16 protein-coding genes are annotated in these 19,368 nt (G+C 45.1%); 14 read left to right on the forward strand and 2 right to left on the reverse strand.

Features of this window, described 5'->3' with window-relative positions:
- Nucleotides 1-7 precede the first annotated feature (7 nt).
- The 6 genes from pyrF to OCV57_RS04835 all read left to right on the forward strand — a co-directional run bounded on the left by pyrF (nucleotide 8) and on the right by OCV57_RS04835 (nucleotide 5,030).
- Nucleotides 8-943 (forward strand): orotidine-5'-phosphate decarboxylase, encoded by a 936-nt coding sequence (gene pyrF / locus OCV57_RS04810; RefSeq protein WP_117891882.1) that lies wholly within the window; start codon nucleotides 8-10, stop codon nucleotides 941-943.
- A 21-nt stretch (nucleotides 944-964) separates the two neighbouring features.
- The gene (locus OCV57_RS04815; RefSeq protein WP_117891860.1) at nucleotides 965-1,447 is read left to right on the forward strand and encodes a hypothetical protein; all 483 of its coding nucleotides are present in this window, start codon (nucleotides 965-967) and stop codon (nucleotides 1,445-1,447) included.
- An 18-nt stretch (nucleotides 1,448-1,465) separates the two neighbouring features.
- Nucleotides 1,466-2,239, forward strand: a complete 774-nt coding sequence (locus tag OCV57_RS04820) for a dihydroorotate dehydrogenase electron transfer subunit (protein ID WP_267300625.1) — start codon at nucleotides 1,466-1,468, stop codon at nucleotides 2,237-2,239.
- On the forward strand, nucleotides 2,232-3,143 hold the full coding sequence (locus OCV57_RS04825) for a dihydroorotate dehydrogenase (RefSeq protein ID WP_267300626.1): 912 nt from the start codon (nucleotides 2,232-2,234) through the stop codon (nucleotides 3,141-3,143). The genes OCV57_RS04820 and OCV57_RS04825 overlap by 8 nt, the downstream gene beginning before the upstream one ends.
- Nucleotides 3,144-3,288: 145 nt before the next feature.
- Nucleotides 3,289-3,810 carry a DUF4358 domain-containing protein gene (locus OCV57_RS04830; protein WP_267300627.1) on the forward strand — a complete coding sequence of 174 codons (522 nt, stop codon included), beginning with the start codon at nucleotides 3,289-3,291 and terminating at the stop codon, nucleotides 3,808-3,810.
- A gap of 17 nt (nucleotides 3,811-3,827) precedes the next feature.
- The gene (locus OCV57_RS04835) at nucleotides 3,828-5,030 is read left to right on the forward strand and encodes a transglutaminase domain-containing protein (RefSeq protein WP_267300628.1); all 1,203 of its coding nucleotides are present in this window, start codon (nucleotides 3,828-3,830) and stop codon (nucleotides 5,028-5,030) included.
- A 164-nt stretch (nucleotides 5,031-5,194) separates the two neighbouring features.
- Here the strand turns inward: OCV57_RS04835 and cysK are convergent, their stop codons facing one another.
- Together cysK and OCV57_RS04845 are read right to left on the reverse strand one after the other, a co-directional pair.
- A complete protein-coding gene (gene cysK, locus OCV57_RS04840) occupies nucleotides 5,195-6,127 on the reverse strand; it encodes a cysteine synthase A (RefSeq protein ID WP_038671060.1) in 933 nt (310 codons plus the stop codon).
- Nucleotides 6,128-6,290: 163 nt separating this feature from the next.
- A complete protein-coding gene (locus OCV57_RS04845) occupies nucleotides 6,291-7,004 on the reverse strand; it encodes an acyl-[acyl-carrier-protein] thioesterase (protein WP_267300630.1) in 714 nt (237 codons plus the stop codon).
- 172 nt (nucleotides 7,005-7,176) lie between these two features.
- Here OCV57_RS04845 and OCV57_RS04850 point away from each other — a divergent pair, with 172 nt between their 5' ends.
- From OCV57_RS04850 to OCV57_RS04885, 8 genes are all read left to right on the forward strand, one after another.
- Complete coding sequence (locus tag OCV57_RS04850; RefSeq protein ID WP_267300631.1) at nucleotides 7,177-8,298, forward strand: metallophosphoesterase; 1,122 nt, start codon at nucleotides 7,177-7,179, stop codon at nucleotides 8,296-8,298.
- 251 nt (nucleotides 8,299-8,549) lie between these two features.
- Nucleotides 8,550-9,368: an AraC family transcriptional regulator gene (locus OCV57_RS04855; protein WP_267300632.1), complete on the forward strand. Its 819-nt coding sequence runs from the start codon at nucleotides 8,550-8,552 to the stop codon at nucleotides 9,366-9,368.
- A 160-nt stretch (nucleotides 9,369-9,528) separates the two neighbouring features.
- A complete protein-coding gene (locus tag OCV57_RS04860; protein WP_267300633.1) occupies nucleotides 9,529-12,213 on the forward strand; it encodes a glycosyl hydrolase family 59 in 2,685 nt (894 codons plus the stop codon).
- A complete protein-coding gene (locus OCV57_RS04865) occupies nucleotides 12,206-13,558 on the forward strand; it encodes an MATE family efflux transporter (protein ID WP_267300634.1) in 1,353 nt (450 codons plus the stop codon). The genes OCV57_RS04860 and OCV57_RS04865 overlap by 8 nt, the downstream gene beginning before the upstream one ends.
- 140 nt (nucleotides 13,559-13,698) lie before the next feature.
- Complete coding sequence (locus tag OCV57_RS04870) at nucleotides 13,699-14,700, forward strand: LacI family DNA-binding transcriptional regulator (RefSeq protein WP_267300635.1); 1,002 nt, start codon at nucleotides 13,699-13,701, stop codon at nucleotides 14,698-14,700.
- Between the two features lie 165 nt (nucleotides 14,701-14,865).
- Nucleotides 14,866-16,803, forward strand: coding sequence for a PTS sucrose transporter subunit IIABC (locus OCV57_RS04875; RefSeq protein WP_267300636.1), 1,938 nt, complete (start codon nucleotides 14,866-14,868; stop codon nucleotides 16,801-16,803).
- A gap of 55 nt (nucleotides 16,804-16,858) precedes the next feature.
- Nucleotides 16,859-18,229 carry a glycoside hydrolase family 32 protein gene (locus tag OCV57_RS04880; RefSeq protein ID WP_267300637.1) on the forward strand — a complete coding sequence of 457 codons (1,371 nt, stop codon included), beginning with the start codon at nucleotides 16,859-16,861 and terminating at the stop codon, nucleotides 18,227-18,229.
- 14 nt (nucleotides 18,230-18,243) lie between these two features.
- Nucleotides 18,244-19,197 (forward strand): carbohydrate kinase family protein, encoded by a 954-nt coding sequence (locus OCV57_RS04885; RefSeq protein ID WP_117891872.1) that lies wholly within the window; start codon nucleotides 18,244-18,246, stop codon nucleotides 19,195-19,197.
- The last annotated feature ends 171 nt before the right edge of the window (nucleotides 19,198-19,368 follow it).

Genomic DNA, 19,368 nt, shown 5'->3' on the forward strand with positions numbered 1-19,368 from the left:
GATAAAAATGGCATTTGACAGACTTATTGAAAATATCGTAAAGACACAGAACCCGTCAGTAGTGGGACTTGACCCAAAGCTTGACTATGTTCCTGAATACATCAAGGAAAAGAAGTTCAAGAAATACGGCAAGACGCTCAAGGGTGCGGCAAAGGCTATATGGGAGTTCAACAAGACTATAATCGACGAGATACACGATATCTGCCCTGCTATCAAGCCACAGGCTGCATACTATGAAATGTATGGCTACGAGGGTGTAAAGACCCTTTACAAGACTATACAGTATGCAAAGGAAAAAGGTATGTTCGTCATGACAGACGGAAAGAGAAACGATATCGGCGCAACTATGGAAGCTTACGCAACCGCACATCTTGGTCTTACTGACGTTGGCGGTGAGCTTGTGGAAGCTTTCGGTGCAGACGCTCTCACTGTAAACGGCTATCTCGGTTCAGACGGTATAAACCCGCTTCTTGAGCAGTGCAGAAAATATGACAAGGGCATTTTCGTTCTTGTAAAGACATCAAACAAGTCAAGCGGTGAGCTTCAGGATCTTATGATAGGCAACAAGACAGTTTATGCCACAATGGGCTCAATGTGCGAACTGTGGGGCAAGGACGTTATGGGCAAGTATGGCTACAGCGGTGTGGGTGCTGTTGTGGGTGCAACTTATCCTGAGCAGCTTGCTGAGATGAGAAAGGCTCTGCCGCACACATTCTTCCTTGTACCGGGCTACGGCGCACAGGGCGGCGGTGCTGAGGGCGTATCAAAGGCATTTGACGATCACGGTCTTGGTGCTATAGTAAACTCCTCCCGTGGCGTAATGTGTGCATACAAGAAAGAGGATAACTGTGACGAGCATGATTTTGCAAAGGCTGCAAGACGTGAAGTTATCAGAATGAAAGAGGATATAATCTCATATCTGCCAAAGATCACACTTGAATAAACACTAAAGGAGTGACTGAGTATGACAGCAAAGGGCGTTATATTGTTTACAGCGGCGGTGGGAGCATTGCTTTTATGCTCCTGCGCAAAGAACGAGGATACAAGCTCTTTGACGGAAAGTCAGCAGGAGCAAAGCGATTTTCCAAGATGTATCGTAGGCGAGTGGAAATGCCGTGAAACGCCCCTTGACAACAGCGAGCTTTATTCGGGCTATCTCAGCCTTATTATCCGTTCAGACGGCAATTATCTCATGTATGACGCAGAAGCAGGCAATCCCTGCTTAAAAGGCACTATCGAAATGGACAGCGACGATCTTGATCTTATCTTTGTTGATGACAGCGGAGTGGATTTTGCACCGCCTGCCGGTTGGGAGAATATGTCCAAAAGGCAGGAGATAGGCTATTTTGCTGACTCTTACACGCTAAAGCTTACTTATACTGATAATGATAACTCGGTCACTCTCGTTTTTGATGCGGTGAACGCTCCGAATGAGGTAAAGAACTAAGTACAGGGAGGATTTTTAATGTACAAGCAGGGTAAATACCCAATAGTTTCAAAAAAGACCCTTGCAAAAGGAATTTTTGACATTGAGATATACTGTCCGCACATTGCAAAGGCGGCAAAGGCAGGACAGTTTGCACAGGTGCAGGCAGAGGGCTTTTTCCTCCGCAGACCTATCTCTATTTGCGATATCAACAAGGACAAGGGTACTATCCGCCTTGTTTTTGAGGTAAGAGGTCACGGCACTGACAAGATAAGCGAGCTTAACAAGGGCGACCTTGTTGACATTATCGCACCGCTGGGTAACGGCTTCAAGGTGCTTGATAAGGGCAAGAAAGCTGTCTGTATCGGCGGCGGCATAGGCACGCCTCCAATGGTGGGCATTGCAAAGGAATACGGCGAGAACGCCACTGTTATAAGCGGTTTCAGAAACGCTGCGGCTGTTATTTTGCAGGAGGACTTCAAGGCTATGGGCTGTGACGTTCAGCTTTGCACTGACGACGGCTCGGCAGGAAGAAAGGGCTTTGTTACTGACGCGCTTCTTGACGTGCTTAAAAGCGAAAAGCCTGATATCGTTTATGCCTGCGGTCCAATGATAATGCTGAAAAATATCACAAAAATATGTGAGGAAAACGGCATTTACTGTCAGGTATCTCTTGAGCAGAGAATGGCTTGCGGCGTGGGTGCGTGTCTTGTATGCGTATGCCGCACTGTCAAGGACGGTCAGGAGTTCAATTCTCACGTCTGCAAGGACGGCCCTGTATTCGACAGCGAGGAGGTAGTGTTTGATGAATAGGATAAATGTGAATTTCTGCGGAGTTGAGTTCAAAAACCCTGTTATCCCTGCAAGCGGAACATTTGGCTACGGCAGAGAGTACGAGCAGTTCTATCCCCTTTCAAAGCTGGGCGGAATATCCGTAAAAGGCACTACTTTGCACCGCCGTGAGGGCAACCCCGGTCCGAGAGTTGCGGAAACTCCAAGCGGTATGCTCAATTCTGTTGGACTTCAAAACGGCGGCGTTGACAAGTTCATAAACTACGAGCTTCCAAACCTTGTAACAAAGGACACAAGGATAATAGCCAACATAGCAGGCTCAACTATTGAGGAATGTGCAGAGCTTGCAGAAAAGCTCAACGGCACGGCTGTTGACATGATAGAGCTTAACATATCCTGCCCTAACGTAAAACAGGGCGGAGCGGCTTTCGGCACTGACTGCAACGTTGCAGGTGCGGTAACAAAGGCTGTAAAGGACGTTACGGAAAAGCCTCTTATGGTAAAGCTTTCACCAAATGTAACGAGCATTGTGGACATTGCAAAGTCAGTTGAGGCAAACGGCGCTGACGCTGTTTCCCTTATAAACACGCTTCTCGGTATGCGTATCGACATAAGAACACGCCGTCCGATACTGAAAAACAACGTGGGCGGACTTTCTGGTCCTGCGGTGTTCCCTGTTGCCGTAAGAATGGTATGGCAGGTGGCAAACGCTGTTAAAATACCTGTTATGGGCATGGGCGGTATCGCCACATGGGAAGACGCCATTGAAATGATGATGGCAGGCGCAGGAGCTGTTCAGGTAGGTGCGGCAATATTTGCTGACCCTTATGCACCTGTGAAGATAGCCGAGGGTATGCAGAAATTCTGCGAAGACAACGGTATAAACAACATCTCTGAGATAGTCGGCACTGTTAAGCCTTGGTAATAACATAGTAAAATATCCGTCTTTTTACAGGGCGGATATTTTTATGGTATTTTTTCTTATGAATTTCTTAAATTCATTGAAAACAGCTTGCAAAAGTGCTATAATTTAAGTCGTCAGAAAAGGCTGACAGAGAAAGGGGAAAGATATGTTTCTTAGAGTACTTTGCGTGATAACATCTGCACTTACAGTTCTTACCACGCTTTCAATGACATCATGCGGAGCAGACAACGCCATTTCGTCTGAGGCTTCCGAAAGTGCTGTTACATCTACGGCAGACAGCGGTAAAACTGCAAAGGATATACTTTCGGCAATAGAGGGCGACCACATGGACGCTTCGACTTTTTACGGTGAGGACAGCTTCACAAAGAATGTCGAAAAGCTTTATGGTATAGAAGCTGACAAGCTCAGCGATGGAGGAATACTTTACTCCTCTGACGGCAATTATGCTGACGAGATATCAATGCTCAAAATGGCTGACGGAAGCAGTGCAAAAAGCCAGCTTGCAGACAGGCTGAACTACAGACTTAATCAGTATGAAAACTACAAGCCTGAAGAAACAAAGAAAATACAGGCGGCAAAGATATTTCAGGCTGGAGATTACTGGGTGCTTGTTATCTCTGACAATGCTGACGAGATATCTGACGAGATAACAGACATGATAAATTAAAAAACGGAGGAAAGAAAATGACAACTGCGAAAAAAATACTTACCCTTGCACTTTGTCTGACCTGCCTTACAGCGGGTATAACAGGCTGTGCAAAAGATAAAAGCAGTTCTGATACTAAAATTGCTAAAAGCACATCATCACAATCAGAAAGCAGCGACAGCAAGAAGATAAAAGAGCTTAACGACAAGCTTGAAAAGCTGGAAAACACGCTTTCTAACATTCTGGGGGAGGATATATTTGATCCCGCAGACGGTGACGGCAACGTAAACGGTGAGATACACCCTATCTATGATGATACGGCAGTGGTTGAAGCTTACAAGTCGGGTGACGATTCAAAGCTCACTGACGATAAGGACAAATACATATTCAAAGAGCTAAAAAAGGCTGTGGGCGAGATAATCAAAGACGGCATGAGCGAATATGACAAGGAAAAGGCCGTTTATGATTATGTGTTCTCTCAGACGCACTTTAATGACGATTCTCTTGTGGCAATATCTGATGACAGTGAAGATGACGAGTCATACAATCCTTACGGATTTTTCCATGACCACTCTACTATCTGTGTGGGAAACGCAACAACAATAAAGCTGTTTTTTGATGTTCTAGGTATCGACAGTAAAATAATACACTCAACAGAAAACGGCGAACACGCTTGGAACGTTGTGAAGATAGATGGCAAATGGTATCACCTTGATGTGACATTTGACGGTGGCGCCGAAGCTCCTGACTACGCATATTTCAACGTACCTGACACTGCAAAGGACGACGGCTCTTATCCTTGGAACAAAGAGGACTTCCCTGAATGCAATTCAACTGACGATTGCTACATATGCAAGAATGCCAAGAAGCTTGACAGCGTTTATGATATACCTGAGCGCATAAAGGAAGCAATGTCAGATAAAGGAAAAACTATATATATGTCACTGGACGTGCCGGATGGTGCAGGCAGCACTGCTGTTGCGGAGCAGGTCACAAACATAATATCAAACTTTTACATTGACGATTACAACGTCTCTTCCACACCTGTTATTGACGCAGGGGACAAGGTTTGCTTTGGAATTTCTTTAAACTCGGCAGATGATGACGATTCGGATAATTCTTATGACACAGACAATGCACTCGGCATTGATTACGACAAGCTTTCAAAGGCTTTCTCAGATGCTCTCGGAATAGATTATGAGTATGAGCCTGATTATTCTGATAATAACATAATGGGTTAAAGCTTATAAGGGGATTCTTTAATAAAAGCCGCAGGGCATACAGTTTTTACGCTGTATACCCTGCGGCTTTTTATATCGGATTTGATCGAAGAAAGCTTGTTCATTGGGTCACACGTCAGCTTGCCTGACTGTCTGCCCTTTTCCGATTTTGTATGTTTGAGAAATTAGCTCTCGAAAAGTGCTGTTGAAAGATATCTCTCACCTGTATCAGGGAGAAGTGCAACGATAGTCTTGCCCTTGTTCTCAGGTCTCTTTGAAAGTATCTCAGCGGCTTTAAGTGCTGCGCCTGATGAAATACCAACAAGGATACCCTCTGTTTTAGCGAACTTGTTGCCTGTCTTGAAAGCGTCCTCATTCTCGATAGGGAGGATCTCGTCATAAACCTTTGTATCGAGGACATCAGGAACGAAGCCTGCGCCGATACCCTGAATTTTGTGTGGACCTGATTTGCCCTGTGAAAGAACAGGTGAAGTTGCAGGCTCTACTGCTACTATCTTAACGTCAGGGTTCTTTGATTTGAGATACTGACCAACACCTGTTACTGTTCCGCCTGTGCCAACGCCTGCGATAAAGATATCTACCTTACCGTCTGTATCTTCCCAGATCTCAGGACCTGTTGTTGCAAAGTGAGCGGCTGGGTTTGCTGGGTTTACGAACTGACCGAGGATAACTGAGTTCTCGATCTCGCCCTTAAGCTCGTCAGCCTTCTTGATAGCACCCGTCATGCCCTTTGCGCCTTCTGTGAGAACTATCTGTGCGCCATATGCTTTAAGAAGATTTCTTCTTTCGATACTCATTGTTTCAGGCATTGTAAGAATTACCTTGTAGCCCTTTGATACGCCCACAGCCGCAAGACCGATACCTGTGTTTCCTGATGTAGGCTCTATAATAGTTGCGCCTTTCTTGAGAACGCCCTTCTTTTCAGCCTCCTCGATCATTGCAAGTGCAACTCTGTCCTTAACGCTTCCGGCAGGGTTGAAATATTCAAGCTTTGCAAGGATAGTTGCGTCAGCCTCTACTGCCTTTTCAAAATTAACTGCTTCGATTATTGGAGTTTTTCCGATAAGCTCCGAAACGCCCTTATAGATCTTTGACATTTTAATCTACCTCCGATATGAAAATTATTTTATGCGGTTTTCTGTACCGCTTATGTTTGCTATGGTTATACTATATCACTTTATTCCTACTATGTCAATAGGATTAATATGCTTTCTATGTTTTATACAATTAAATTAGCTGTAGCAAGGCTTATTTTGTATATTATGACCTATAATCATACTCAGTAATGCAATATGGCTTATTATTTTCATCACAAAGCTCCACAAATTTTCTGCCCTCATCGGTATAAACAAGAGTCTTTATGGCTTTACCACGCTTCAAGGGATTTTTATATTCCACACGGATACGCTTCACAGCAGACTCATTTTCCACAAACTCGTCTGTTATATCAAGATATCTCGCATTGTTGACGTGTTCGTTCATGTCGATATAGCATTTCAGCACCGGGATATCCTCATACACCTGTGGCTCAGTATCAGGTAGGGCTATCTTTCTTGGAAGATACTCCATATCAAGCTTTGGATAGAGCTTCACCCTATCAACAAGCTCCTGTGGAACTTTTATAGGCCGCTGAGAGGTCTTGTCCATGAAAGCGCCAGAAGCTATAGACTTCACGCAGATATCACCGTTTTCGTCATATATAACTGTGTTTCTGTAGCCATACATTCTTTTAAGCTCATAGGTCCATGTTTTGACGGTGAGCTTTTCGTTCTGCTCAGGTCTGCGAACGATATCGAGCTGTCTTGACACAAGAAACATCACGCAGTTTTCTTTTTCAAAAAAAGGCGACATAACAGGGTGAGTGTCAAGGTGGATAACAGAGCAATCCTGCAAAAGGTCAACAAGGCAGCTATTTCTTATTATGCCATGCGAACCTATCTGGCTGCAATTTACAGTGCGTTTCATTTCATACATATTGCTTTCCTCCATTCTGCTATATGATAATTATACAACTTATTGTCGCTTTTTTCAACAGCACATAGGTACAAATGTTAACAGAGGTAAAGAAATGTTAAAAAAAGCTTGTTGAAATTAGTCCGCTTGGGGACTTATAATGATATTACAGCAATTTTACAGGAGGCAAAATATGTTTTTATGGTTAATGATAGCTATTCTTGTGGCGGTCTGCTCTGTGGCTGGCTTTATTTATCTCACAAGAAGAATATCAGCTTTTGGCTTTATAAAAAAGCTTTCAAAGGATAAAAAGGTACTTAAATACGCCATAAGTGCAGGTCTTATAGTACTCACAGGCGGCATAATATGGCTTATATGGGACTGGATAAATGCGATAATCTGTTTGTTGCATCTTGTTATATTCTGGCTTTTGTGCGACTTGTTTGTGTTCATTGGAAAGAAGATATCAAAGAAACAGGCAAGCAAATGCCTTTCAGGCTTTATCGCCGTGCCGCTGACGGTGGTGTATCTTGCAGTGGGCTGGTATCTTTGCAATAATGTATGGGAAACTGACTACACACTGAAAACTGATAAGAAGTCAGGTGACATAAGGATAGTTCAATTTGCAGACTCTCACGTTGGCACAACGTTCCATGGGGACGGCTTCGCAAAGTACATGGAAGAGATACAGAAGCTTGACCCCGATGTGGTGCTTATAACAGGCGACTTTGTTGATGATGACACATCAAAAGAGGACATGATACAGTGCTGTGAAGCTCTTGGCAAGCTGAAAACAAACTACGGCGTTTATTTCTCATTTGGCAACCATGACAAGGGATACTATGACCCTTCGTATCGTGGCTACAGCGGTGACGATCTTATTGCGGAGCTTGAAAAGAACAATGTCAACGTATTACAGGACGACACCGTGCTTATCGACGATCGTTTCTACATAATAGGCAGACAGGACAGGTCTGAGGAAATGGAAAAGGGCGGTCACAGAGCATCTATGGAAGAGCTCACAAAGGATCTTGACAGCTCGAAGTTCACAGTTGTAATGGATCACCAGCCTTGTGATTATGACGCTCAGGCGGCGTCAAAGGTAGACCTTGTTTTATCAGGTCACACACACGGCGGTCAGCTCATACCAATAAACTTCCTTGGCACTCTCATCGGCGGCAATGACCGCACATACGGCTATGAAAAGCGTGAGGACACCAACTTTATCGTGACATCAGGCATTTCAGACTGGGCGATAAAATTCAAAACAGGCTGCAAGTCTGAATACGTTGTTATTGATGTTTCAGAGAATTAAATAGCAGGACAAAGCAAAAGGGTCAGCGAAAATGCTGACCCTTCAGTCTGTATCAGGGCTTTGAATGCTTTTCTATCGTGATTTTTTTCCAAAATGTTCATCTGCCTTTCGGACGTTCGCTGTGTCGAAAAACGCTGTGTATAAAAGTTTAGCCCAATGTTTACCCGTAGTCAAGCACCGAACTATTGACAAACTGCCCTTGTGGATATATAATTTACCAAGAAACTACACTTTGAAAAGGAGGTGTGGCAGTGACAAAGGTCATATATCCTGTTATCGGTAGGCAGACTTCCCTGCCCTTTTATCTCACCGGAATAGGCATTTCCGACCCTGAATATCACGTCACAAGGGACAAAGGGCTTGTTTCACATCAGCTCCTTTTTACCTCAGGGGGCGAGGGCAGACTAATTGTCGAAGGAGAAGAATTTGTGCAGACAAAAGGCTCGGCATTTTATCTGCCCCCTAGCGTTCCACATGAATATTATCCTGTAAATGGAAATTGGATAACAAACTGGATAGTTTTCCGTGGTAAATTTGCGGGGCAAATGCTTGCAAACCTTGGCTTTGACAGCTTTAGATTCTACCCTGAGATAAACACCCAAAAACCCGCCCAGCTTTTTGAGCGAATTTTAGTTGCCGCTGCCGACCCTGTGAATTGTGGCGAAAAAACTTCCGCACTTGTGTATGAATATATCCTCGCTATGAGGACTGCAATGCTTTTCCCTGACAGCCGAAACAACGTGGGAAGCATTACAAGGCAGGCGCTTTTGTATATTGACAGCCGATACATGGAGGATATCACCGCAGAAACACTTGCAGGACTTTCGGGAGTGTCAGTACAACATTTCTGCCGTGTTTTTAAAGCAGAAACTTCAATGCGTCCCCTTGAATATATTGCAAAACGACGTATCTCTCAGGCAAAATCTCTGCTTCTTAACACCGATTCTGACATAGGCGACATAGGCAAGCAGGTGGGCTATGAGGACAGAAACTATTTCAGCATCGTTTTTAAAAAGCTGGAGGGCGTTTCGCCAAGAGAATACCGTCGTTCAAGAGGAACAGGTTTGTAATAATATTTTAAGCTTTATTAGAATTTTCTTAGCATATTTCAAAGCAAAATGTTCGTATCTTAATAATATGCAAAATATTTCAGATTGACCATACACTCCTTTAAGCTTATAATTGTCATAAGAAAGCAAGAAGCCATGCTTTATGCAAGGAGGATAACTTATGACGATACTAAAAAGGAGCGCGTCAATGGTGTCAGCATTGGTCATGATGATATCTGGCGCAGGCGCTTACAATTGCAGTGCGGAGGGAACAACGGTGAACGATAGCAATACAAATAATACAAGAGAGATAGTTATTGACGGAACTACGGCTCAGCTCAAAGAAAATATGCGCTACAGAGGGGCAGGCATGGTGAGTGCAAACAACTCATCAAGGCTTCTGTTGGATTACAAGGCTGAACACCCTGATGTATATGAGCAGATAATGAAGTATATGTTTGGCAAAGAGGGTATCGGCATTACTCACCTTAAGTTGGAAATGGGTGCGGATATAAACTCATCATCAGGCACAGAACCGTCTGTAATGAGAACAGAGGACGAAAAGGCTGACGTAACAAGAGGTGCGGCATACCAGCTTGCCGCTGACGCAAAGAAGATAAATCCTGACCTCACTTTGGATATGCTTTGGTGGAGTGAACCAAGGTGGGTATCTGACGCTTCCGACGTTTATGCTGCAAGATACAAATGGTATAAAAACACCCTTGACGCCGCTTATGAAACATATGGACTTGAATTTGACTATGTAAGTGCTGTGCAGAATGAGCGTGGAGCTGACCCTGAATGGGTGAAATATCTTTCCTCACATCTCAAAAGTGAAAAATGCACCCCTTATGACTACTCAAAGATAAAGATAGTCGGTGGAGAAGAGGTCTGCACATGGGGCTTTGCTGACAGAATGTATGAGGACAGCGAACTTATGAACGTTGTTGACGTGGTGGGAAGCCATTACACAAGCGAGTCCACCGAGAACACACAGAAGCTTGCATATGAAGAAAACAAAGAGCTTTGGTTCAGCGAAGCAAGCTCGCCAATGGCATATGCTCAGGGCACATACAGATATGACGGCTCAGGTCTGGCAGGCATAAACGGCACCCTTGATATTGCAAACAGAATAATCGGAATGTATCCAAACGGCAAAATGACACTTTATGAGTATCAGCCTGTTGTATCGGCATACTATGACGGCGCTTGCTACTGTCAGAAACAGCTTATCTCAGCCTGCGACCCTTGGAGCGGTTATTATATGCTTGACAGCGGATTTTATATGTCTCTGCATTTTTCGCAGTTCATTGAAAAAGGCTGGGCGTTCGTTGACAGCGGCTGCTACAGCGACGGCAAAAAAGGCGGTGACGGCCACGCTATCGTCGACGCAGTTTACAGCTATATGACCGCCACAGACACAGAAACAGGCGATTACAGCACTATTATCACAAACACTACCAGCGAGCCTATACAGTATGACCTCAAGGTATCAGGACTTGACAAGGCGTCAAGCAACGTGAGCGTATGGGAAACAAGAGGTCCTGACAGCATTGGCGGCAGCTATGACGAGAATTATTTCAAGAAAACTGAGGATATAACCCCTACAGAGAACGGCGGAGCTTATACATACTCTGTGACAGTGAAGCCAAATTCTATTGTGACAATTTCTACTGTTACACCTAAGCGCACAGAATACAAAAACGCTGACGAGAGCGAACGCACTGTTTTGAAGCTTCCATATTCGGACGATTTTGAGTATGCAGGCTATCCTGAGAATTATCTTTCATCAAGGGGCAATGCGCCAAGATACACAACAGATCAGGGCGGTGCTTTCGAGGTGGAAAAGACCGACAAGGGCAATATGCTAGTTCAGCAGATAACGGCTGACATGAAAGCCAACGAGTGGGGCTACACCCCCGAACCTGTGACTACATTCGGTGACGACAGGTGGTATAACTACTCTGTGAACGTTGACGCTGCTTTTGCGACTTCGCAGGACGCAGGATCAAACTATGTGGGCGTTGGTCTGAGATACACGCTTGGCTGCAATTCATACAGTGGCTATTGGATAAAGCTTTATGAGAACGGAAGCTGGGAGCTTAAAGCAAATGACGGCACTCTTAGCAGTGGAAGCATAGACAGCTTTGACGGCACAGCTTCTCACAAGCTTAAAGTCGAGGCTGTAAACAACGTTATCCGTGGATATATTGACGGAAACATGGTGGCTGAATACACTGTGAACGAGGGGGAATCCCTTATAAGTGCAGGCAGAGCGTCACTTTTCAGCTCATACAACAAAAACAGCTTTGACAACTTCTCTGCTGAACCTGTGGAGGGCAGTGACACATATGTAACTCGCTTTGACGAAACAGACTCTTGCTTCACTTTTGAGGGCAACTGGGAACACAACCTTATGAGCAGCTTCAAAAACTACAAACGAACCATATCAGATGGCACAGAGGGCGACTCTTTCACAGTAAGCTTTGAGGGAACAGGCTTTGCGCTTTCAGGTGAAACAAGAGAAAACGCTATACTCGGGGTATCCATAGACGGAGGTGATGAACAGCTCGTGACAGTTTCAAGGACAGGTCAGCGTGAGATATCATGCCATTTTGAAGGCTTGTCTGAGGGCGCCCACACCGCAAAGGTAACCATAAAATCAGGCAAATATACAATTGACGCTATGCAGGTAACAGGCGGAAAGATACCATTCGAGAAGAAAAAGCCTGCGAAGTCTGAAAGCACTAAGTCAGGCAAAAGCAAGCTTCCTATAGCTGTTGGCGCAGGCGTTTGCGCTGCTGCGGCAGTTGGTGCAGTGATATACGGCATAGCGAGAAAGAAGCGTAAGGGAAATAATGACTAAAATAAGCAGAACAACAGACATGACACAAGGCAGTGAAATGCGACACATAATAATGTTTTCACTGCCCTTGCTTGCAGGAAATCTTTTGCAGCAGACATACAATATAGTGGACACTATGGTGGTTGGGCGTTATCTGGGCGATGACGCCCTTGCCGCTGTTGGTGCTACAGGCTCTATCACTTATCTTTTTTACACCCTTTGCATAGGGCTGTCGGTGGGTGCAGGAATAATTGTCGCACAGTATTTCGGTGCAGGCAAGAAAAAAGCCATGCGGTCGGCAGTATTCAACTCAGCGCTTGTCACGGCTATATTCGGCATTGTAATAAGCCTTTTATCCGTGCCTGCCGCAAAACCTATACTGGAGCTTTTGAAAGTTCCTGACAAGCTCATTGGAGATTCTGCGGCGTATATGCAGATAGCCTGCGGCGGAACGATAGCGGTGGCAGCATACAACTGGATAAACGCCATAATGAGGGCTTTGGGCGACTCAAAAACACCGCTGATATTCTTAGGTGCAGCAAGTTTGCTGAATGCCCTCCTTGACCTGCTTTTTGTGGTGGTATTCAAATTCGGCATAGCAGGTGCGGCATGGGCGACAGTGCTTACGCAGGCACTTTCTGCCATTTCTTGTATTGTGTACTGCTTTGCAGTGAGCGGAGAGATAAAGCTCACCGCCGACGATCTGCACACCGACAAGGACATGATGAGCCGCTGTGTGAAAACAGGCGTGCCTATCGCCATACAAAACGGACTTATCTCGGTATCAATGGTGGCTCTCCAGCGTGTGACTAACGGCTTTGGCGAAACGGTCATGGCGGCATACACAGTTTCAATGCGTATTGAGCAGTTCGTTCAACAGCCGTTTTCTTCACTTAATGCGGCGGTTTCAACATTCACAGGACAGAATATCGGCGCAGGAAAAGAAAAACGCGCGCAGAAAGGTCTTGCTTGTGCAATAAAGATATCGGTGATATTCTCGGCAGTGGTGCTTGTGCTGTTCACACTGTTCGGTGGAGCGATAACATCTTGGTTTGTCAAGGGCAAGACTGTTATAAGCATATCGGCAAAAGCGCTTATCATAACCTCACTTTTCTACTGGTCGCTGGGTATTATCCACACCACAAGGGGCTTTTTAAACGGCGCAGGCGATACAAACTATGCCCTTGTAAACGGCATGGCGGAGGTAATATGCAGGATAGGTCTTTCACTTATCCTCACAAGGATAGCTTTCATAGGCTATTGGGGCATATGGTACACCACCGCTGCAACGTGGTTTGTGACCGCTATGGTGAGCCTTATAAGATACAAGGGTGGAAAATGGAAGCTTCATGCCATAGTGAAATAGATTTTCATAACTGCTGTACCGATTGGGTGCGGCAGTTTTTTTAGTTGAATCAGTTTCACATTATATATGAAATATTCATATGAAACCATATTGAAAATTCATAGTGCAGTGGTATAATATAATAAAAGGAGTGACGAGCAATGAACATTACCGAATTTGCAAAAGCCGCAGGAGTATCAAAATCTGCTGTGAGCAGATATTTCAACGACGGCTATTTGAGCGAAGAAAAGCGCAGGCTTATTGAAGCCGCCATAGAGGCCACAGGCTATGCCCCAAGCGTTCAGGCGCAGAACGTGAGAACAAGGGTGACAAAGCTTGTGGGAGTTATTATACCGAAGCTTTCAAGTGAGAGCTGTGCAAGAGAGGTGGAGGGAATAAGTCAGGTACTCAGTGAGCAGGGCTATCAGCTTTTGCTTGTGAACTCTGCCAACGACCCAAAGAAAGAAGTGGAATATCTGGAGCTTTTCCGAAGCAATCGTGTTGACGGAGTTATCTTTTTGGCTTCTGTTTTCACTCCGCTCCATGACGCTGTGCTGAAAAAAATGCGTGTGCCGGTGGTAATTGTGGGACAGGAATACAAGGGTGCAAACTGCGTTTGTCATGACGATTACAAAGCCGCCTATACCGCAGAGAAGCTTATGCTTGACAAAGGCTGCAAAAAGCCCGCTTTTATCGGTGTTACCGAGCAGGACAAGGCGGCAGGTCAGGCAAGAAAAGACGGGTTTCTCCACGCCCTTTCTGATAACGGCATCAACATTGAAAAGTCTGATATGCAGACGGCTGAATTTAAAATGGACTCAGGCTACAAAAAGGCTTTGACACTACTGAGAAGCGGCAGAAGGTACGACCACATTCTCTGTGCCACCGACAATCTTGCCGCAGGCGCACTCCTTGCCTGCCGTGAGCAGGGATTGAAAGTACCGGAGGATATAATGATAGCAGGTATTGGCGACTCTCAGCTTTGTAATGTCACGTCCACTCCCCTGACCTCTGTGCATTTTCATTATCGCACCGCAGGTATAGAAGCGGCACAAATGCTGCTCAATTCACTTAAACGAGAAAGCTCTATACCAAGGACATTGACGCTCGGTTTTGAGCTGGAAGAGCGTGAGTCTACAGAGAAAAAATGTGAAACTGTGTGAAACCTTGTAATACCGCCTTGTAAGTTTATATTATTTGTCAATGGACAAATGCACTGCCATAGGTTATAATATAGTTAATGAAATCGGTATCACATAAATAATGAAACTGATAAAATAACATAGTTCGGGCAAAATAATAAAAAAGCAAGCAAAGGACGGGATAATATGGATCACAGAAGTTCAGCTCGTGAGATACTTTCTGCTATAGGCGGAAAGGAAAATCTGGTCAGTGCCGCACACTGTGCCACAAGATTAAGACTTATAATCGCAGACAACTCAAAGATACAAAAGGATACCCTGGAGAACATTGATGTTGTAAAGGGCGTTTTTGAAGCTTCAGGACAGCTTCAGATCATCATAGGCACCGGAACGGTAAACAAGGTCTATGATGAATTTATCGCAGAGGCAGGCGTGGAAGCCTCTTCAAAGGACGAAGTCAAGGCTCAGGTGGCTCAGAAGCAGAACTGGTTCAAAAGGCTTATCAAAACTCTTGGTGACGTATTCGTACCTATAATCCCTGCTATCGTTGCAGGCGGTCTTATCATGGGAATAATGGAAGCCTTGAATTTCATGGCTTCAAACGGCTTTATATCTCTTGACACAAATGGATATGTTTTCACAATATTCAAACTGCTTTCAAATGCAGCGTTCACATTCCTGCCGATACTTATTGGCTATTCTGCAACTAAGGTGTTCGGTGGCAACCCTTATCTTGGTGCGGTAATAGGAATGTTCCTTATCCACCCTGACCTGCAAAACGCTTGGACAGTTTCAACAAACGGATATGAGCAGACGTTCTCCATATTTGGTCTGTTCAACGTTCACATGGTAGGTTATCAGGGCCATGTAATTCCTATCATAATCGCTTCATTCATTCTTGCGACTATGGAGAAAAAGCTTCACAAGAAAGTGCCTGACATTGTCGACCTTTTCGTTACACCTCTTGTGAGCCTTACAGTAACAGCTTTTCTCGTTTACACCTTTATCGGTCCTGTATTCGTTGCCCTTGAAAATGGCATTATCACAGGCGTTCAGAAGCTTATCACTATCCCATTCGGCATTGGTTCGTTCATAATGGGCGGTTTCTATTCAACAACAGTTGTTGGCGGTATACACCATATGTACACTGTTATTGACATTGGTCAGCTTGCTAAATATGGTGCGACATATTGGCTGCCTCTGGCATCTGCCGCAAATATGGCTCAGGGAGCTGCCTGCCTTGCAGTGGCAGTAAGAAGCAAGAACAATAAGATCAGATCAATGGCTTATCCTTCTGCTCTGTCTTGTATGCTTGGCATAACAGAGCCTGCAATATTTGGTGTAAACCTTAGATTTGTAAAGCCTTTCATATTCGGCTCTATCGGCGGCGCTTGCGGAGCAATGGTCGCTTCTATCCTCCACCTTGGCGCAACTGCAACAGGTGTAACAGGAATATTTGCAATACTTCTTACACTCAACCACCCAGTGAAGTATATAATATCAATGGCTGTAGCAATGGGCGTTGCATTCACTCTTACTTGGCTTTTCGGCACGAACAACGAGCAGATAAGAAACGAGCACAAGCCTTGCGAAAACAAGACAGAAAAGGCTGAACAGCCTGCACAGGCTATGGAAACAAAGGCTGAAAATGCAGACGTAGCAGATGACGGCATTATCACAGCTCCGCTTAGCGGCAAGGCTGTAAAGCTTGAAAACGTTCCTGACCAGACCTTTGCGCAAGGCATACTTGGTCTTGGTGCGGCAATAGAACCTACCGAGGGCAAGGTCGTTGCACCTGGCGACGGCAAGGTCGAAACGCTTTTTGACACTTTCCATGCAGTTGGTTTGACACTTGACAACGGCAAGGAACTTCTTATCCACGTTGGAATAAACACTGTTGAGCTTAAAGGCGAGGGCTTCAAGGCTTACGTTTCTGAGGGCGACAGAGTAACAAAGGGACAGACGCTTATCACTTTCGATATGGACTTTATAAAGAGTAAGGGCTATCAGACTATCACACCTGTTCTTGTGGGCAATTCAGACGAATTTGCCTCCGTTGAGGAGCTTGCAGAAGAAGGCACAGAAGTGACTATAGGAGATAAGCTAATAAAGGTAAACGCATAAAGTACAGACAAACCGTCAATAATCATAGTCAACGCATTAAAAGGAGAGGATATAAATGGATAACAAAGAGAAACTGGAAAACAGGGAAAGAATAAAGAACGCAAAATGGCGTCAGAGATTTCATATCGAACCGCCTGACGGCTGGCTCAATGATCCGAACGGTCTGAGCTTTTACAAGGGCGAATATCATGTTTATTTTCAGTACAGCCCAATTGCCGCTGACGGTCACACGCCAAGAGGCTGGGGACATTATCACGGCAGCGACCTTATGCACATGACTTATGACAGAGCAGTTATGATGCCTGACATTCCCGAGGACAGCCATGGTGTTTACTCAGGAAGCGCCATTGAAAATGACGGTGTTCTGCATATTTTCTACACAGGTAATGTGAAGATGATAGGCGATTATGATTATGTCAAAGCCGGCAGAGGTGCGAACGTTATCCACGTCACCACCACAGACGGAAGCAAAATGAGTGAAAAGCAGGTACTTCTCAGAAACAGCAACTACCCTGATTTCTGCTCATGCCATGTGAGAGATCCAAAGGTGTGGAAAGAGGGCGACGTATGGAAAATGGTGCTCGGTGCAAGAACTCTTGACGACGAGGGCTGTGTGCTTGTATACGAATCTGACGATCTTATAAACTGGAAATACACCGGCAAGGTATACAAAGAGGGCTACGGCTATATGTGGGAATGCCCTGACTATTTCGAGATAGACGGCAAGGGCTTTTTAAGCACCTGCCCGCAGGGTATGCCTCACTATGAAACAAAGTGGCAGAACCTCAACGAATCAGGCTACTTCCCTGTTCAGGGCAAGCTTGAGGACAGCGTTCTCGGTGACTTCACCGAGTGGGACATGGGCTTTGACTTCTATGCACCGCAGACATTTCTTGACCCACAGGGCAGGAGAATACTCATAGGCTGGCTTGGCATGGACAACAAGGCATACGGCAATGCCACAACTGAGTTTGGCTGGCAGCACTGCCTTACCATACCGAGGGTCGTAACTATAGCACCCAACGGCAAGCTCAGACAGCAGCCTATAGCTGAATTTGACGAGCTTAAAAGCAACGCACGCCGTCAGAGCAGCGATCAAACTGCAGAATATCCTCTGCCATTTGAGCTTGACGGTGAGCCTGCGGACAGCTTCAGCATATCATTTGACGGCAAGCTGGAACTTGGCTTCGATAAAGAAAAGCAGCTTTTTTCAATGAGATTTACTGATGAAAAATACGGCTGTGGCAGAACGGTAAGAAACGCAGAGATAGACAGCGTGAGAAACATAAGAGTTATCGCAGATATGTCAAGCATTGAGGTATATATCAATGACGGCGAAACTGTGATGTCAACAAGAATATATCCCGATAATGACAGCGTAAAGCTTAAAGTAAACGGCTTTGAGGCACAGGTCTGGGACATCTGAGAGGAGGAACTGCAATGGGAAACACACTTTTTGCCATTGGCGAGGCACTGATAGACTTTATTCCTGCACAGACAGGTTGTGCCTTTGAAGAAGTAACGGCTTTCAGCCCTAAAAGTGGTGGAGCGCCTGCAAACGTCTGCGGAGCGTTCACTATCCTTGGTGGAAGCTCGAAATTTATCACTCAGCTTGGTGATGACCCATTCGGAAGAAAGATAGCAGGCGACCTTGCAAGGGCTGGAATCGACACTTCCCTTGTGAGCTTCACCGACAAGGCGAACACAGCTTTGGCTTTTGTGAGCCTTGAAAATGACGGCAACAGGACGTTCTCATTCTACAGAAAGCCCTCCGCAGATATGCTTTTTTCAGCGGAGCAGGTAAAAGAGGAATGGTTTGAGGACGCATACGCACTGCATTTTTGCAGTGTTTCCCTTGGAGATTTTCCGATGAAAGACGCACACAAAAAGGCTATCGCCTATGCACGTCAAAAAGGCGCAATGATAAGCTTTGACCCTAATCTGCGTTTTCCTCTTTGGAACGACAAGAAAGCTCTGCATGATACCGTGAATGAGTTTATACCAATGGCTGACATTGTGAAGATATCAGACGAAGAGCTTGGATTTATCACAGGTGAAAACGACATCAAAGCCGCTCTGCCAAAGCTTTTCACAGGCAATGTGAAGCTTGTGATATACACCTGCGGCTCAGAGGGAGCATATGCTTTCACCAATAACGCACAGGCATTTGCAGAGAGCGAAAAGGTGAAAGCCGTTGACACAACAGGTGCAGGGGACGGATTTATAGGCTCGTTCCTATATGCACTAAAAACTCTCAATGTGACCGCCGAAGGTCTTTGTGACCTTGACAAGGCACAGCTAGAACGCTGTATAGCGTTTTCAAATAAATTCTGCGGTGAAAGCGTTAAACATCAGGGCGCTATCGACTCCTACAGAAAAATAGAATTTATATAAATTTGCATAATAATTATCCTTTAATAATACATTTCCTTAAAACAAAGCCTTCCCCTTTCGGGAGGGTTTTTGTTTTCGGCAAAATTTCACAAAACATTTTGCAGTATATGCAGGGGACGGCGCCCTCGACGTCCCGCTTTTGCGTTTTTGAAAGGCTCGTTTTTAACACGT

It is taken from the genome of Hominimerdicola aceti (assembly GCF_025567495.1).
GTDB lineage: Bacteria > Bacillota > Clostridia > Oscillospirales > Ruminococcaceae > Hominimerdicola > Hominimerdicola aceti.

Excerpts from the sequence above, each read along its gene's own strand:
- pyrF (WP_117891882.1), top strand. The coding sequence starts at position 8 with ATGGCATTTGACAGACTTATTGAAAATATCGTAAAGACACAGAACCCG.
- OCV57_RS04815 (WP_117891860.1), top strand. The coding sequence starts at position 965 with ATGACAGCAAAGGGCGTTATATTGTTTACAGCGGCGGTGGGAGCATTG.
- OCV57_RS04820 (WP_267300625.1), top strand. The coding sequence starts at position 1,466 with ATGTACAAGCAGGGTAAATACCCAATAGTTTCAAAAAAGACCCTTGCA.
- OCV57_RS04825 (WP_267300626.1), top strand. The coding sequence starts at position 2,232 with ATGAATAGGATAAATGTGAATTTCTGCGGAGTTGAGTTCAAAAACCCT.
- OCV57_RS04830 (WP_267300627.1), top strand. The coding sequence starts at position 3,289 with ATGTTTCTTAGAGTACTTTGCGTGATAACATCTGCACTTACAGTTCTT.
- OCV57_RS04835 (WP_267300628.1), top strand. The coding sequence starts at position 3,828 with ATGACAACTGCGAAAAAAATACTTACCCTTGCACTTTGTCTGACCTGC.
- cysK (WP_038671060.1), bottom strand. The coding sequence starts at position 6,127 with ATGTCAAAGATCTATAAGGGCGTTTCGGAGCTTATCGGAAAAACTCCA.
- OCV57_RS04845 (WP_267300630.1), bottom strand. The coding sequence starts at position 7,004 with ATGTATGAAATGAAACGCACTGTAAATTGCAGCCAGATAGGTTCGCAT.
- OCV57_RS04850 (WP_267300631.1), top strand. The coding sequence starts at position 7,177 with ATGTTTTTATGGTTAATGATAGCTATTCTTGTGGCGGTCTGCTCTGTG.
- OCV57_RS04860 (WP_267300633.1), top strand. The coding sequence starts at position 9,529 with ATGACGATACTAAAAAGGAGCGCGTCAATGGTGTCAGCATTGGTCATG.
- OCV57_RS04865 (WP_267300634.1), top strand. The coding sequence starts at position 12,206 with ATGACTAAAATAAGCAGAACAACAGACATGACACAAGGCAGTGAAATG.
- OCV57_RS04870 (WP_267300635.1), top strand. The coding sequence starts at position 13,699 with ATGAACATTACCGAATTTGCAAAAGCCGCAGGAGTATCAAAATCTGCT.
- OCV57_RS04875 (WP_267300636.1), top strand. The coding sequence starts at position 14,866 with ATGGATCACAGAAGTTCAGCTCGTGAGATACTTTCTGCTATAGGCGGA.
- OCV57_RS04880 (WP_267300637.1), top strand. The coding sequence starts at position 16,859 with ATGGATAACAAAGAGAAACTGGAAAACAGGGAAAGAATAAAGAACGCA.
- OCV57_RS04885 (WP_117891872.1), top strand. The coding sequence starts at position 18,244 with ATGGGAAACACACTTTTTGCCATTGGCGAGGCACTGATAGACTTTATT.